Annotated in this window: 15 protein-coding genes; 7 read left to right on the forward strand and 8 right to left on the reverse strand. The window is 39.2% G+C overall.

The window, feature by feature from the left end:
• Positions 1 to 20 precede the first annotated feature (20 nt).
• From AAEU29_RS01780 to AAEU29_RS01790, 3 genes are read right to left on the reverse strand one after another with little or no spacing between them, the layout of a single operon-like run.
• On the reverse strand, positions 21 to 278 hold the full coding sequence (locus AAEU29_RS01780; RefSeq protein WP_421971809.1) for a Rho-binding antiterminator: 258 nt from the start codon (positions 276 to 278) through the stop codon (positions 21 to 23).
• A gap of 8 nt (positions 279 to 286) precedes the next feature.
• Positions 287 to 541, reverse strand: coding sequence for a DUF2024 family protein (locus tag AAEU29_RS01785; protein ID WP_421971810.1), 255 nt, complete (start codon positions 539 to 541; stop codon positions 287 to 289).
• A 14-nt stretch (positions 542 to 555) separates the two neighbouring features.
• A complete protein-coding gene (locus AAEU29_RS01790) occupies positions 556 to 1,302 on the reverse strand; it encodes a hypothetical protein (RefSeq protein WP_421971811.1) in 747 nt (248 codons plus the stop codon).
• Between the two features lie 101 nt (positions 1,303 to 1,403).
• Here AAEU29_RS01790 and AAEU29_RS01795 point away from each other — a divergent pair, with 101 nt between their 5' ends.
• Positions 1,404 to 1,967: a MarR family winged helix-turn-helix transcriptional regulator gene (locus tag AAEU29_RS01795; protein ID WP_421971812.1), complete on the forward strand. Its 564-nt coding sequence runs from the start codon at positions 1,404 to 1,406 to the stop codon at positions 1,965 to 1,967.
• Positions 1,968 to 1,994: 27 nt separating this feature from the next.
• Here AAEU29_RS01795 and AAEU29_RS01800 read toward each other — a convergent pair whose 3' ends face one another.
• From AAEU29_RS01800 to sbcB, 3 genes are all read right to left on the reverse strand, one after another.
• On the reverse strand, positions 1,995 to 3,962 hold the full coding sequence (locus AAEU29_RS01800) for a methyl-accepting chemotaxis protein (protein WP_421971813.1): 1,968 nt from the start codon (positions 3,960 to 3,962) through the stop codon (positions 1,995 to 1,997).
• Positions 3,963 to 4,087: 125 nt separating this feature from the next.
• A complete protein-coding gene (locus AAEU29_RS01805; RefSeq protein WP_421971814.1) occupies positions 4,088 to 4,345 on the reverse strand; it encodes a Rho-binding antiterminator in 258 nt (85 codons plus the stop codon).
• On the reverse strand, positions 4,345 to 5,784 hold the full coding sequence (sbcB, locus tag AAEU29_RS01810; RefSeq protein WP_421971815.1) for an exodeoxyribonuclease I: 1,440 nt from the start codon (positions 5,782 to 5,784) through the stop codon (positions 4,345 to 4,347). The genes AAEU29_RS01805 and sbcB overlap by 1 nt, the downstream gene beginning before the upstream one ends.
• 338 nt (positions 5,785 to 6,122) lie before the next feature.
• Here sbcB and AAEU29_RS01815 point away from each other — a divergent pair, with 338 nt between their 5' ends.
• Both AAEU29_RS01815 and AAEU29_RS01820 read left to right on the forward strand, forming a co-directional pair.
• On the forward strand, positions 6,123 to 7,277 hold the full coding sequence (locus tag AAEU29_RS01815) for a hypothetical protein (RefSeq protein ID WP_421971816.1): 1,155 nt from the start codon (positions 6,123 to 6,125) through the stop codon (positions 7,275 to 7,277).
• Positions 7,278 to 7,497: 220 nt separating this feature from the next.
• Entirely contained in the window at positions 7,498 to 8,337 is an 840-nt protein-coding gene (locus AAEU29_RS01820; RefSeq protein ID WP_274761726.1) for an isopenicillin N synthase family dioxygenase, read from the forward strand.
• A 396-nt stretch (positions 8,338 to 8,733) separates the two neighbouring features.
• Here the strand turns inward: AAEU29_RS01820 and AAEU29_RS01825 are convergent, their stop codons facing one another.
• Positions 8,734 to 9,099, reverse strand: coding sequence for a response regulator (locus tag AAEU29_RS01825; RefSeq protein WP_421971817.1), 366 nt, complete (start codon positions 9,097 to 9,099; stop codon positions 8,734 to 8,736).
• 204 nt (positions 9,100 to 9,303) lie between these two features.
• On the reverse strand, positions 9,304 to 9,735 hold the full coding sequence (locus tag AAEU29_RS01830; RefSeq protein ID WP_274761728.1) for a CBS domain-containing protein: 432 nt from the start codon (positions 9,733 to 9,735) through the stop codon (positions 9,304 to 9,306).
• A 356-nt stretch (positions 9,736 to 10,091) separates the two neighbouring features.
• Between AAEU29_RS01830 and nagK the strand changes: the two genes are divergently transcribed.
• From nagK to nagB, 4 genes are all read left to right on the forward strand, one after another.
• Complete coding sequence (nagK, locus tag AAEU29_RS01835) at positions 10,092 to 10,985, forward strand: N-acetylglucosamine kinase (protein ID WP_421971818.1); 894 nt, start codon at positions 10,092 to 10,094, stop codon at positions 10,983 to 10,985.
• A gap of 2 nt (positions 10,986 to 10,987) precedes the next feature.
• Positions 10,988 to 12,115: an N-acetylglucosamine-6-phosphate deacetylase gene (gene nagA / locus AAEU29_RS01840; RefSeq protein WP_421971819.1), complete on the forward strand. Its 1,128-nt coding sequence runs from the start codon at positions 10,988 to 10,990 to the stop codon at positions 12,113 to 12,115.
• A gap of 185 nt (positions 12,116 to 12,300) precedes the next feature.
• Complete coding sequence (gene nagX, locus AAEU29_RS01845; RefSeq protein ID WP_421971820.1) at positions 12,301 to 13,440, forward strand: transmembrane glucosamine N-acetyltransferase NagX; 1,140 nt, start codon at positions 12,301 to 12,303, stop codon at positions 13,438 to 13,440.
• Between the two features lie 285 nt (positions 13,441 to 13,725).
• On the forward strand, positions 13,726 to 14,526 hold the full coding sequence (nagB, locus tag AAEU29_RS01850) for a glucosamine-6-phosphate deaminase (protein WP_421971821.1): 801 nt from the start codon (positions 13,726 to 13,728) through the stop codon (positions 14,524 to 14,526).
• The last annotated feature ends 69 nt before the right edge of the window (positions 14,527 to 14,595 follow it).

Here is a 14,595-nt window from a genome sequence, read left to right on the forward strand (position 1 = left end):
GCTTACTGGCTGCATTACGATTACAAAACCAGCTCAAAGTTATGGTTTTTAATATTATTGCCTATTGCACAAAGCGTGCTAATTTCAGCTAAATTAAAACGCTTAATCTCACCACAATTTAATGCAACTTCAATGTATTCAACACCCTGACTTGTTCTAAGGTTAATAGCTTTGCCACGATATGTAATGTCGCTATGTAACATGATTTTAATATTGCTTTGGCGCATACAAACTATTTCAAAATAATCATGTAAATCGCAGTTAATTAGTTGTGTCATAAGTTTACCTACACACCTACCAACTCGATTATTGCATGACCCTGCTGATTTATTTTTTGTATGGTTTCGGGGTTCGCAATTTCGCTATGGCAAAATTGACAGCGACTTTGACTTATTTGGCTTACCTCAATGCCATTGGCTTTCAAATATTGTTCAGCAAACTGTTTTACCTTAGACACATTGGCATCATCCACCAACACATCAAAATGAAGGTAATGGCCGTTATTTGTTGTGACATGGGTATCATAAATGTGTACTTGCATTGTTTTCTCCTTCTTTACAGCTTTTTGCCAGGCAATGATAAATCGCCAGATGCAATATCAAATACGTTAGTGACACATAAAAGAGGTGCGTGGATCTGTTGATTTACCTTTAGTGCTGCTGTTACGGCATCAAATTGAAAATCAGCATTGTCGGCAATTGCACTTAATGGCACTTTGATTGTGACTTGGTTTTGATGAAGGGTAAAATCATAACCTGGGCTGTCGATGAAAATTGGTAGCTTTGGCCATGTTTTTGGCAGCTTAGGTTGGGTATTTTCTGGAATATCTTTTACTTTTAAAGATCCTGAACCACAAGCATCGTCTTTAGTTAAGACCACCCAGTGGCTGTGCCATAAATCGCCGTCGTTAGTTAGCACACCATCGTTGTTCTCATCATAAAGTGGTGTATCGTCAAAGTCAGGGTGAACGGTAAGCACTAAAGCCAGAATACCTTGATCGGCTTCAAAGCCAACTGCGGCACTATTTAAACTCGTAGGCCAAACATAACTGTAGACTTCAGCTCCGCCTAAGGCGCCAACAGTCATTGGTTGTGCGCTGCCAGCCTCACCACTTACTAGCTGTTGAAATTCTAAAAAGCCGTTTTTGGTTGTCACTTTTGCATGAATAATGTCAAAGCTCGGTGCGATATTTTCATTTGCAGGGCTTTGTATATGGCCTGCATGTTTATCGTGTGCATTCACAGCAGATGAAAGAATTAATCCTAGGGTAATTGCCGTTAGTGATTGTTTGAAATAGTACATAATAATCTCCAATTTAATATGGTGTCGACTCGACATTTGTTTATCATGCGCAGAAAAATTTTATCTTGTCAATATTGTTTTGACTCGATACTATATTGTTTATGAAAAATGATATTTACTATGTTCTTGAGCGGCTCGCGAATGTGTTGCGTCAGGAAGTCAGATATATTGGTGCAGAGCAGGGGTTATTACCCGTGCAGCAAGAAGCGCTGTATTATTTATCGGTATGTAACCGCTACTCAGATACGGCTGCTGCAGTAACTGATTATTTAGGTTTAACAAAAGGGACTGTGTCTCAGACACTTAAGGTACTTGAAGGCAAAGGGCTAATAGCTAAAGAAAAAGACACGCATGATAAACGGGTAACCCACATAGTATTGACGCAACAAGGCAAAACATATTTAGAGAAAACCAGCCCGCCTGCGAATTTTTTAGGGGCACTTGACGAACTTCAACAAACTGATATTGCTCAATTACATGGTAATTTACATGCATTACTTAAGGCGTATCAAAATCAGCGAAATCGTACTTTATTTGGTGTGTGCAAAGCGTGTAAGTACAATTTAAGTGAAGAAGATGGCTTTCGTTGTGGGTTAACAAAACAACCTCTGTCATCTCACGATGTATCACTTATTTGCCGTGAATATCTAGAAAAATCAGAGTAATCAAAACCTAAGCGTGTTTTACATCGCTTAGACTGTTTTATAATGTGTAATTGAGTTCTTAAGTTGTTGATTTGAAGCTAGAAGGCCTTCAATTAGTTGATTTAGCGTTTCCATGTCATTGGTGATTGTGTTTGATTCTTCACTAATCACCGTGACTTGTTCGGTTATATGTGAGGCTGCTTCTGATTGTTCCTCCGTTGAAAGTGAGACTGTTTTTAAGCGGTTTTGTATGCTGCTGATTTGGTTGTACAAAGTATTAATATTTTCAAGCGATGAATTACTGTTGGTAGAAGTGAATCTGCTCGACTCATGAATATTTTCCATTAAACCCTTTAACTCTTCAGCGTCGTTTTTAACCAGTTCTAATACACTGCTAATTTCACTGGTGGCATCTTTTGAGCGTATAGCAAGCTGTCTAACTTCATCGGCGCCTACGGCAAAACCACGACCTTGCTCACCTGCACGGGCTGCTTCAATAGCGGCGTTTAATGCCAACAAGTTGGTTTGTTCAGCTATGCTATTAATACTTTCGAGAATCGACACGATTGACTGGCTTTTGTTATGCAGGCTTTCGGTGGAATTAAAGGCACTTTCATTTAGTTGGATCAGGGTATCAAGGGAACCCTTAGATTGCTCAGTGATTGCACGTGTATGCTTAGATACATCATCTAACTTTGATGTGCTATCCATTGATTCATCCATTTGACTTTTTATACCCAAGGTAGTTTGAAAAAGCTGTTCGGTTGAACTTGCAATACTATGTAAAGCACCATCATTTTTAATTATTTGTTCAATAACATGGCTGCTGACATCTGAAATTTTATCGATGCTTTCACTCATTACTTGAAGCGCATTTGATAAGTGACCAACCAGATTTTTTTGTGAGTCTAGCAATTTGTCAACATCACGACTAATTGAGCCCAATTCGTCATAAGAATCATCATTTAAGCGAATGGTCAAATCACCAGAACCTGAGATATACGAAAGAGTTTCTTTTATGTGGTTAATTTTAAAGGTAAGTCCTTTTATTACACGAATATTCGCCCACACTATAATTATTGCTGCGATTACGAGTCCGATTAGTTTCAAGTAAAGCGATTGGTAGTAACTAGAAATTGTCTGCTCTGTTTGCAAACTAATTTGGCTTGTTAATTCAGTTGCATGTGTTTTTACGTTGTTTATATAGTCGGTGGTCGTTGCAAACCATTGACTGGGCTTTGGCCATTGTGATGAATCTATTTGACTAATAAATATATCCGAAATGGTTTTTTGAATATAGTTACTGAATTGTTGAACAGAATTTTGAGTAAAAAACTGCGCTTGAGTATCATCATCTGATAACAGTGATTTGAATCGATTTATGCTGGCAATATATGCCGATATTTCTTGCGCTTGTGTCGCATTAAACGCTTTAGCACCAAGAATGCCGTTAAGTTTTCCCCGTACTTGGCCTAAGTGTTCTTTTAAATGCGAGAAAGAATAAACTTGAGTAAATTGATTACGGGTGTGGCTATTGGAAATAGAGAGGGTAATGGCCCGAACTAAATCAAGTGCCATTAAATTAATTTCAGAGTAATAGTTGAACGCTTCTTTACCATTTCGATTATCAACTTGTTGGCGAATGCTTGCGCGGTTATTGATCTGGCTTTCCAATCGTGATCTTAGTTTAGTAATGCCAGGTGTTAAGTTATCCATTTTTGCAGATTTAAGCTGTTGCCAAGCGTTATCGGCTTTATTTCGTTGTTGTTTTACTTTTGAAAGCTGTAGAGCGGCCCCTGAACCAATGTAACCTGCAGATAACCCTCTCTCAACTGCAAAATTATGCGCGACGTTATCGGCTTTTAAAGCAAGTGTAAGCAGCATTTGGTCACGCTTTGCACTCTCAATATTAATAAGGTCTTTTTGCATTGAAATCGCAATTAAAAGAAAAATAAACAAGGTAGTCACAACCGAAATTGCGATAATTGCTTTTTTAAAAGAGAGATTTTTGAGCATGCTTACTTCCTTGTTCTGCTTGGGTGAGTACTTTATTAAAGTTAGAACAAGTTGTTTGATTTTCAAGCAGCTGAATCGACTGAAACAATAATAGAATGCTTACAAATACCTGTGAGTTCGTGTATTTAGAAATTAGCGGTAAAATTATGCTGCTCGATTGGGCTCTCGATAGCTTTAAGTTGTTTTATATTAGTAAGATTGATATGAATAAGCGCATTATCTAACTGAGTAATAGCTAGATATTCATTGCCATCACGATTAAGTAAGCCGTGAGCAGTACCACAAAACTGCTGGTCGGATACCAGAGTGACGACTACTTTTGAGTGGCGCATACACACAATCTCAAAGTAGTCGTAATCAATACATGAAATTTTCTTTTTCACTATAAGCTCTGTGCATAGTGGTAAAGCGATTTTAATATCGCCATTTTTTTCTCGTCACTTTCATGTTCATGGGCAAGGTTTTCTAGTGTCAGCATAAAATCGTTTGCATCAAGAGAAGGGTTATCTTCGCCATGCATTAATTTGGCTTGGCAATACTTGCGCCATTTTTCGAGCTCTTGATGATTAAGGCTTTCAGGCCAATTACGTGCACGATAGCGAAACAGCATTTCACTGTATTTCGCATCATCAAAGTCTAATTGAAGACCTGCTAACTGGCTCGGTTCAGTTGAACGAATAATATCGAATTTTGATTTGTCGCCGCTTGAGGCAAATCCTTGGTAAAGTGCATAATCAGGGTTTGTAATAGGTGTTAAATGGCTATCATCGTTAAATACCTCAACCACTTTTTCGCGAAGCTCTGGGTGCGCGCGAAGTAACTTGAGGTTTGCTAAACAGGCTTCTCTATTTATACCCAGTCGTTCTGCGTTTTCAGGTAACAATGTCTTTGCTGGTGCAATAAACGGACATTTATTTATATGCACTTGCTTTAGGCCAATTGGCAGTTGATCTTCGCCCAGATTTTCACGTTTTGTATAAAGACGCTCTCGAATTTCTTCAACACTTAATTCAATTAACGGGGTAGGGTCTAGCGCTAAATTCACACAAATTACCGCGTTTTTATTTTGATGGTGAAACGCAATTGGCGCAATCCAAGTAGTGCAGCCTTGGCTTGCAGGAATTTTTGAAGAGACATGCACTAAAGGCGTCATATTAAATACATCTATTAGCTCTTGCGCTGCTTTTTTAAAACGTAAGCCAAAATAAAAATGATAGAGTTTGGGCTGTTTTTCTTTTATAAGTTTTGCTAGCGCAATTGTGGCTGTCACGTCACTCAGTGCATCGTGAGCATTACCATGATCAATACCATTTGCTGCAGTTAATTCTTCTAACTTAAAACTCGGTGAACCATCTTCTTTTTCTGGCCAATTGATGCCTTCAGGGCGCAGTGCATAAGTAGCGCGAACTAAATCGATAATGTCCCAACGGCTGTTACCATTTTGCCATTCACGTGCATATGGGTCGTAAAAATTACGATAAAAAGTATACCGTGATACTTCATCGTCAAAGCGAATACTATTGTAACCTGCAACACAGGTATTTTCTTTGGCAAATTCTTGATGAATCTTGCTAATAAAGTCAGCTTCGCAAATACCATGCTTCATTGCATGTTGCGGTGTAATACCTGTAACCAATGCCGCCATTGGGTGAGGCAGGTAATCTGCTTGTGGTTTGCAGTAAATAACCAAAGGCTCGCCAATAATATTTAGATCGTGATCAGTACGAATGCCTGCAAACTGGCTGGGCCTGTCTTTTTGAGGGGTCGCTCCCCACGTTTCGTAGTCGTGCCAGTAAATTGTTGGTTGTTCTTGGTTATTCATAAAAAAGCATAATTCGTTTTGAAATTGAAAAGGTGATGGTCCAATTAAACTCGTGACTTTAGCCTAAAAATAGCGCTTTGATAGAGATAGCTTTGGGCAAAGTAACTTCAAACTTTTCAAAGATTTTTATTTAGCCTAATCATAACATTTAACATTGATAATGTCCTTGCTTACACTGACATGGACTTTTTGTGTCGTCTATTTGTTGCATTTTAGTTAAATGTTAAACCTTAACAACACGCGGTCACAGCTTGGTCACACTTTCCCACAGATGCTTACTTAACCTTACTTCGCTTGATTCATATCATTATGTTTTGTTTGAGGAAAAGGAGCTAAATATGAAAAAATTGGGATTGGTTACATGTATCTTGGCGGTGATTGCTGGGTGTAATAATGAAAGTAATAATTCGACAAGCAAGCCTACGGTTAGCACAGGGCAGGCAAGTAAAATAGATGAAATGTTTTTTCAACAAATTAAACAAGCTGGCGAATATGATACACCGTGGCAGGGTTACCAATTTGATAAAGTTGGGATGTATCTGATCCATGCCGAGGATAAGCAAGTTAAAAACGCTTATATAGTTAATGCAAAAGAAACTATCCCAGATGCTGTTGCATTAGATAAGCATTATGGCATTACCGTGCAACAACTAAACGAAGAGAGTGTTGCTGCGCATGACAAATTACTAGAAGGCAATGGCCTTTTTGATTTTTATTATAAAATTAATAACCACCAATATTATTTGCAAAGCTATAGTGAGCAGTCGGTCAACATCTCAGACATGTTAATTACTCCAGCGATTTCATTGGCCTATCACGAAGCATTTCATATTTATCAACACAACACTTTTAAACAGCCAACAGGGCGAGAACAACTCGATTTTGATGAACTTTGGAAATATCCACTTGATGAAGAAATGGTGACGCTCAAAGTAATGTTGTTAGCTTTAATGTCAGATTTGCCAAATAAAGTGTTAAGCAGTGAAGAAACATTACATTTTATAAAACAATATACCGTACTAACGGATGAAATGATGCGAATTGATAGTTCGCGTACTGGTGATGCATCAACAGGTTGGGTTTATAAACATGGGTTAGGGCAAGAGCTGTTTGAAGGCAGAGCACTGTATGTTGATGTTATGATGTCACGAGAGGTGATTTCTTCTCATAAATATAAACCCTTTAGTTTATTAAATCCGCTTAGACTTGATGAAGAACAATATGGCTACAAACAAATAAGTTCAAAAAAAGAGAAAGAGCAATATTTTGCCTTTAATATGTTTTATGAGTCTGGCGCATCGATTATTTGGCTGTTACTTAATTACGGCATTGACCCTAAACAGCTAGAAAATGGGCGATATCCATATTCGATAGCTAACGAAATTGCCAATTTGAGTGAGCAAGACAGTTATTATTTACTGCGCGACTTAAAACAAACAACACTTTGGCATCAAGCCGAGCAAAGCGCTAAGCGTTACAACGCATTTAATTAATCAAACGGATGTATTGCTAATAGAGTTAAAGGTGCAAATAAAGTACGTTATCAAATTGACTTAAATCAAAAGAAGATAACTCATAACATGCGTGCGGACATTCGTCCTTATAATCTATAATCACTTTAGTGAGAATGATGCGTGCAAAACACATCCCTTGAATTATTTGATAAGTGTATGAGCCAAAAAGGCTCTTCACTTTTTTATTTTGGTGAATCTTATGCAATTACCTACGGTTGATTATACCGCTGAAAATGCGGCTGAGCAGTTTGTTGAGTCGTTACGCAATACCGGCTTTGGTGTATTAAAAAACCACCCAATTTCGCAAGATTTAGTTGAGTCGATTTATAAAAACTGGCAAGACTTTTTCAATTCGAGCGAAAAACATGATTTTCTGTTTAGCAAAGAAACGCAAGATGGTTATTTCCCACCAGAAGTATCTGAGGTAGCTAAAGGTTTCACTGTAAAAGATATTAAAGAATACTTCCACGTTTACCCAAATGGTCGTGTACCTGCACAATTAGAAGCTGAAATTCGTGAATACTACCGTTTAGCTAACGAGTTTGCGTCTACGCTACTAAGCTGGGTGCAAGAATATGCGCCAGCAGACGTGAAAGCGAAGTTTTCAATTGATTTGAAAGATATGATTTCAAACTCAGAGCAAACGTTATTACGTGTTCTACATTACCCACCAATGACGGGCGATGAAGAGCCAGGTGCAATTCGTGCAGCAGCGCATGGTGATATTAACTTACTAACAGTTTTACCTGCGGCAAATGAGCCAGGTCTTCAAGTGCAAGACAAAGATGGCGGTTGGATTGATGTGCCATGTGACTTTGGTAATCTGATCATTAATATCGGTGATATGCTGCAAGAAGCGTCAGGTGGTTACTTCCCATCGACAATTCACCGTGTAATTAACCCAACAGGGAAAGCGTCTGATAAATCACGCATCTCATTACCGTTATTTTTACATCCTCGTCCAGATGTAGTGCTTTCAGAGCGTTACACTGCAGACAGCTACTTGAACGAACGTTTAAAAGAGCTAGGTGTAAAATAATAAAATAGCCCGCAGTTGCGGGCTTTTTTTATCTAGTTATAACCTCGTTCAAAACATTTTTCGTCCTGACTCGGCTGAAACGGCTTACTAGCGTGTTTCGAATTGTCGACTGGTTGTTGGCGGTTAGCAGGGGGGCATAAGCTTCCTGTTGAATTTCCCATTTTCTGTGTTCCTGTTGTCATTAGGTTATTTCAATTTAGCCACGTTAAGTTAGTGCGAAATACTGTTAACTTATAAAAAGTGACCGAAAATTTACTAGAACAAAGGATGACATCAACAAGTTGTAATTGTATTTATCTAAAACAGGTCGTACCTGCCATAGTTGCTGTGTTCTTGCCTAGTGCCTATATTTGTAACAGGATTTTTGTATTTTGTATACACTACAAATAAAAAAGTTTACTTTTTAATCAGCTTTTCTACTGCGGTCAGTAAGCGCGTGGGATCAAACGGTTTTGTTAACCAACCAGTTGCGCCACTGTTTTTCGCTTTTTCTTTTTTATAACTACTTGATTCGGTTGTAAGCATCAAAATGGGAACATATTGATGTTCTGGTAGTCGGCGAATTTTAGGAATTAAACTAAGCCCTGACATATTGGGCATATTAATATCCGTAATCACCATATCAAATTGGTGTGTTCTTAGCTTTTCCATTGCATCCACACCATCTACTGCTGTCATCACTTGATAGCCAGCACCACTTAGGATTGCTTCAATCATTGAGCGGATAGTGTGTTGATCATCAACCGCGAGAATATGCGCCATAACTCACTCCTTTTTAACGCTAATTTTTATAACAAATTAAGTATAGGAGCTTACATTTGAATTTGGCAAAGTTAGTACGCAGGTTGTCTGCTTCAGATCAAGGAAAATAGGGCAACTTTAACAAACTTGGTATTTATAAAATAAAAAAACACTGTACAGAAGTGTAACAGTGTTTGGTTTGATTCAAGAAAATGAAAAGATTAGTTAAACGAAACGGCGATGCCCTTGTTCATAAATTGCATGATGATGTTGATCTATCGCTCTTAAAACATCGCTTCTAGTAATAACACCGACAAGGCGTTTGTTAGCATCAACCACAGGGTAAATTTTGGGTTTGTTGGTTAACATTGTTTGGGCTAAATCAAGTACTGAATGCTCTTCGTCGATGGCAAGTACATCAGTACGCATAATATCAACCACTTTGTAATGGCTCTCGTTTTGGTATGTATCTTCAAGCATGCGCTCTAAACAATCTTGCTCAGATAAAAAACCAACAACATGGCGATGCTCATCAAGTACAGGCCCACCAATTTGATGCGCAATTAGCAATCGCTCAGATGCTTCACTAACTGTCATTTGAACTGTGAAGGTGACAGCGCGGTGTGTCATATAGTCTTTAACTTTAATTGAATGCATGACTTGCTCTCTTTTTCCATATCTTATTTAAAGCTTAGTTCGCAATTTTATGATTTGCCAAGAGAATCAGGTTTGCATTGCTATTTTATAAATGTTGGTTAAAGTGAAGTAGGAAGATGTTACCTATTAGTCGAAGTGACAGATTTTAAAATCTTTAAATTACATATGGTTACATGCATTGCGTTCCTGTAATTGCAAAAACTATAAAAATTTAATGACAACGCTGTCATTATTTGTGTAACATTAAATCAACACATGGGTTGAGGAAATCCGTAAAAGAGAATAGTGACTGCCAGATTTTGGCTCACTAGACAGTGCGCTTTTACGATAAAAAATATAAGAATTGAGGTTGTTTAATGGTTGCAAGTAGTGCAAATAAAGAGCAAATCTTTATTGGAATAGACGGTGGCGGTACGAAGTGTCGTGCAACCGTATTTTCGAGCCAAAATGGGGTGTTAGGTACAGGACTCGGAGGTCCCGCAAACCCATTGCATGGCTTAGATCGCACACTTGAATCCATTATGGTTTCAACCCAACTGGCAATTCAAGATGCTGGATTAAACCTCGACAAAGTTAATGACGTGGTTGCAGGGCTTGGTCTTGCAGGTGTTAACTTACCGGGTCTTTATCAACAAATTCAAGATTGGCATCACCCATTCAAAAAGATGTATCTAACTACCGATTTGCACACAGCGTGCATTGGCGCACATGAAGGTAAAGATGGCGCGGTAATTATCACAGGTACAGGGTCATGTGGTTTCTCATATGTCAACGGTCAAAGTACAATCCTAGGCGGCCATGGTTTTGCACAAGGCGATAAAGGCAGTGGTGCTTGGCTTGGACTTGAGGCGGTTAAAGCTGCATTATTAAGTTTAGATGGCTTAGGGCCAAAAACGTCGCTTGCAGATATCTTATTAGCACATTTTAAAGTAACTGATGCAATGGGCATTGCTGAGGCGATGGCAGGAAAACCATCAAGCAGTTATGCGCAACTTGCTCGCCCTGTTTTAGAGCAAGCAAAGCAAGGCGATGAAGTTGCACTTGCCATTGTAAAAGACGGTGCTCGTTATATCAGTGATTTAGCGTATAAATTATTAGAAAATAAACCACCACGTTTATCTATGATTGGTGGTTTAGCTGAGCCATTACAAGATTGGCTAGATAAAGAGGTTGTTGAAAACGTACAACCTGCAATGCAGCCGCCAGAAATGGGCGCTGTTTATTTCGCACAAAACTCGATAGAAGGTTAATTATGTCGACGACTACCTACTTTGCGACGCGCCTATTTACAGGTGAACAGTTTTTAGAAAATGTCAGTTTTGTGGTTGAAAATGGTGTTATTACCGAGTTTGTGAACGGTCAAGCTGCAGGTGCAATCGCACTTACTGGCACTGTGGTTCCAGGTTTTATTGATGTACAAGTAAATGGCGGCGGTGGTGCATTTTTTAATGCAGATCAAAGCGTTGAATGTGTCGATAAAATTGCAAAAGCACATGGCCAATTTGGTACAACCGCATTGTTACCAACACTTATTACAGACAGTGTTGAAGTAATGGAGCGTGCAGCTGATGCAACAGCTCAGGCAATTAAAGATAAAGTGCCAGGTATTGTGGGTGTACACTTCGAAGGCCCTCATTTGTCTATGCCAAAAAAAGGCACGCACAGTGAAAAATTTATCCGTCCTATTTCGGAAGCTGAATTTGCTGTTTTTGAGCGCCAAGATTTAGGCATTAAAGTAGTAACACTTGCACCTGAGAATGTATCTGTTGCAGATATCAAACGCCTTGTCGCGGCGGGTGTAAAAGTGTCTATTGGTCACACTAATGCTGATTACCAAACAGTGCTAGCAGCACTTGAGGCAGGCGCAGATGGTTTTACGCACTTATATAATGCAATGAGTGCATTTACATCGCGTGAGCCAGGTGTTGTGGGTGCAGCACTTACAGATACACAATCGTGGTGTGGCTTAATCGTTGATGGTCACCATGTTCACCCAGTGTCAGCGAAATTTGCAATTGACAGCAAAACGCGTGGCAAAATTATGTTGGTAACGGATGCAATGCCGCCTGTAGGCACCGATGATATGGAATTTGATTTCTTTGATGGTCGTAAAGTTATTCGTACTGGCGATAGATTAAATTCGACTACCGGTGAATTAGCGGGCAGTGTGCTTGATATGGCTGGCGCTGTGCGAAACACCATCAACACCCTTGATGTTAGCTATGCAGAAGCACTTCGTATGGCATCACTTTACCCAGCACAATATTTAGGGCTGGGCACGCAAAAAGGTCGCCTTGTGGCGGGCGCGGATGCTGACTTTGTGGTGATGAGCGACGATTACTATGCGCAAGAAACCTATGTTGCAGGCGCAAAACGTTAAAAGATTCCTGGGCAAAAACCCTGCTTTGAAGTAACAAGCGGGGCTTTTTTTTATCTAAAAGAAAGTAAAATTAGCGGTCGTATTTTTAGGGGAAGTACGTAAATAGAAATTAAATCAAACGAAAAGTAAGATGCAACGGATTGTTTCTCTCTGTATGATTTTACAAGTTTTAAAACGAGGTTGTCGTGAGCGATACAAATAAAAAAGCAAAAAAGCGTTTGGCGTCATTAGATGCACTGCGTGGCTTTGACATGTTTTGGATTTTAGGTGGCGAGAAAATTTTTGCCGCCTTATTTGTTTTAACCGGTTGGGCTGGTTGGAAAGTTGCTGAAGCACAAACATTGCATAGCCAGTGGCATGGGTTCACTTTTTATGATTTGATTTTCCCACTGTTTATTTTCCTCTCTGGTGTGGCGATGGGTTTGGCGCCAAAGCGCATTGATCACTTGCCATTTAATGAACGAAGACCAATTTATATCAAAGCGTTTAAGCGTTTATTCTTATTATGTTTTTTTGGTGTACTTTATAACCATGGCTGGGGAACAGGTGTGCCACTTAACCCTGAAGAAGTACGCTATGCCAGTGTTTTAGGGCGCATCGCAATTGCTTGGTTTGTTGCCGCAATGTTGGTTTGGCATACCAGCTTCAGAACCCAAATGTTCACCCTTGCGGGTATTTTAATTGGGTATTGGATTTGGTTATGTTTTATTCCAGTACCAGGTGGTGTAGCAGGTGATTTATCTGCAGGTGGAGCAGGTTCTTGGAATGCGTGGTTTGATACAAACTTGTTACCGGGTATCACTTACCAAAATAAGCCAATGGATCCTGAGGGGATTTTGTCGAGTGTGCCAGCGATTGCAAATGCGCTGTTTGGTGTGATTGCAGGCCGTTATATTAAACAAGCGCAAGAGCGTGGCGAGTGGAAAACAGCCGGTATTTTATTTGCTGCGGGTCTAGTTGCACTGGCATGTGGCTGGCTTTGGGATATGGTGTTCCCAGTAAATAAAGACTTATGGACTTCGTCGTTTGTGATGGTAACGGTAGGGTGGAGTTTCATTTTACTTGCGGTGTTTTACGCGGTAGTTGATTTATTAAACCAACAGCGCGCAGCGTATCTGTTTGTTATTATTGGTGCGAATTCAATTGTTATTTATTTGGCATCCAGTTTAGTTAATTGGGAATTTATTTCTAAGAGTGTGTTTGGTGGTGTGATTGCTGCGGTACCAGCACCTTGGCAGCCATTGTTCGCGGTATTTGCCTTATTAGGTGCGCAATTATTAGTTTTACATTGGCTTTATAAACGTAAAATTTTAATTAGCGTTTAAGTCTATGCCCACAAAGGCAGATGAAGAATAAGTAAAAGCTGGCACTGCCAGCTTTTTTATTTGGTGTTTTCATATAACTAATTTTAATTAGCAAATAACGATTATTTATTCACTTTTACTTTACAAATTTGTAATTAGACGCAATAATGACAGCGTTGTCATAATGGTAAAGCCTAATATCGTCAGTATCCCGATTAGGTTTTGTGATCTATGGATTATCTTTACTTGCACGGACAGATATCCATAGATCCCATTTTTATTTAACCCCTTACTAGAGCCTTCCCTATGCAAATAGTTATTTTAAAAGATGCAGCAGCAGTGGCCGAATACGGTGCTCAGATTTTTATCGATCAAATCAACAGAAAATCAGATTCTGTATTAGGTTTAGCAACGGGTTCAACGCCTGTGGCACTTTATCAGGAACTTATCAAAGCAAATCAAGCAAACAAAGTAAGCTTTAAGCAAGTGACAAGCTTCAACCTTGACGAGTACCTTGGGTTAGATGGTGACCATCCACAAAGCTATCGTTTTTTTATGAACGAACAATTATTTAATCATGTTGATATTGATAAGAATAATACCTTTGTACCGCCAGGTGATGCGCAAAACCCAATCACTGCATGCAAAATGTATGAAAATAAAATCTCGCAAAGTGGTGGGGTAGATGTGCAGTTATTAGGTATTGGCCGTAATGGTCATATTGGTTTTAATGAACCATCATCAAGCTTGGCATCACGCACGCGCGTTAAGACTCTAACCAAAGAAACAGTTGAAGATAACGCACGTTTCTTTGCTGAAGGTGAATTCCAACCACACTTATCAATCACCATGGGTATTGGCACGATTTTAGAAGCTAAAAAAGTGGTTCTATTAGCAACGGGTGAAAACAAAGCCGATGCAATTCGCGATATGTGTGAAGGTGCTGTATCTGCGGTTTGTCCTGCATCAGCATTACAATTCCACCAAGATGCAGTAGTAGTAATTGATGAAGCGGCTGCTAGCAAGTTAGTGAATGCAGAGCTTTATAAGCATATTGAAAGCGAAAATCAGAAGTTACAACAATACTTAGCAGAACTACCAAACTAAGCATTTTGTAACATCATTTTTGTTTTAAAAAGCGCCATTGGCGCTTTTTTTATGTTTTAATACAAGCAT

Origin of the sequence: Pseudoalteromonas aquimarina, assembly GCF_049257255.1 — a bacterium.
Taxonomy (GTDB): domain Bacteria; phylum Pseudomonadota; class Gammaproteobacteria; order Enterobacterales; family Alteromonadaceae; genus Pseudoalteromonas.

Coding starts and splice junctions, on each gene's coding strand:
- AAEU29_RS01780 (WP_421971809.1), bottom strand. CDS start 278: ATGACACAACTAATTAACTGCGATTTACATGATTATTTTGAAATAGTT.
- AAEU29_RS01785 (WP_421971810.1), bottom strand. CDS start 541: ATGCAAGTACACATTTATGATACCCATGTCACAACAAATAACGGCCAT.
- AAEU29_RS01790 (WP_421971811.1), bottom strand. CDS start 1,302: ATGTACTATTTCAAACAATCACTAACGGCAATTACCCTAGGATTAATT.
- AAEU29_RS01795 (WP_421971812.1), top strand. CDS start 1,404: ATGAAAAATGATATTTACTATGTTCTTGAGCGGCTCGCGAATGTGTTG.
- AAEU29_RS01800 (WP_421971813.1), bottom strand. CDS start 3,962: ATGCTCAAAAATCTCTCTTTTAAAAAAGCAATTATCGCAATTTCGGTT.
- sbcB (WP_421971815.1), bottom strand. CDS start 5,784: ATGAATAACCAAGAACAACCAACAATTTACTGGCACGACTACGAAACG.
- AAEU29_RS01815 (WP_421971816.1), top strand. CDS start 6,123: ATGAAAAAATTGGGATTGGTTACATGTATCTTGGCGGTGATTGCTGGG.
- AAEU29_RS01820 (WP_274761726.1), top strand. CDS start 7,498: ATGCAATTACCTACGGTTGATTATACCGCTGAAAATGCGGCTGAGCAG.
- AAEU29_RS01825 (WP_421971817.1), bottom strand. CDS start 9,099: ATGGCGCATATTCTCGCGGTTGATGATCAACACACTATCCGCTCAATG.
- AAEU29_RS01830 (WP_274761728.1), bottom strand. CDS start 9,735: ATGCATTCAATTAAAGTTAAAGACTATATGACACACCGCGCTGTCACC.
- nagK (WP_421971818.1), top strand. CDS start 10,092: ATGGTTGCAAGTAGTGCAAATAAAGAGCAAATCTTTATTGGAATAGAC.
- nagA (WP_421971819.1), top strand. CDS start 10,988: ATGTCGACGACTACCTACTTTGCGACGCGCCTATTTACAGGTGAACAG.
- nagB (WP_421971821.1), top strand. CDS start 13,726: ATGCAAATAGTTATTTTAAAAGATGCAGCAGCAGTGGCCGAATACGGT.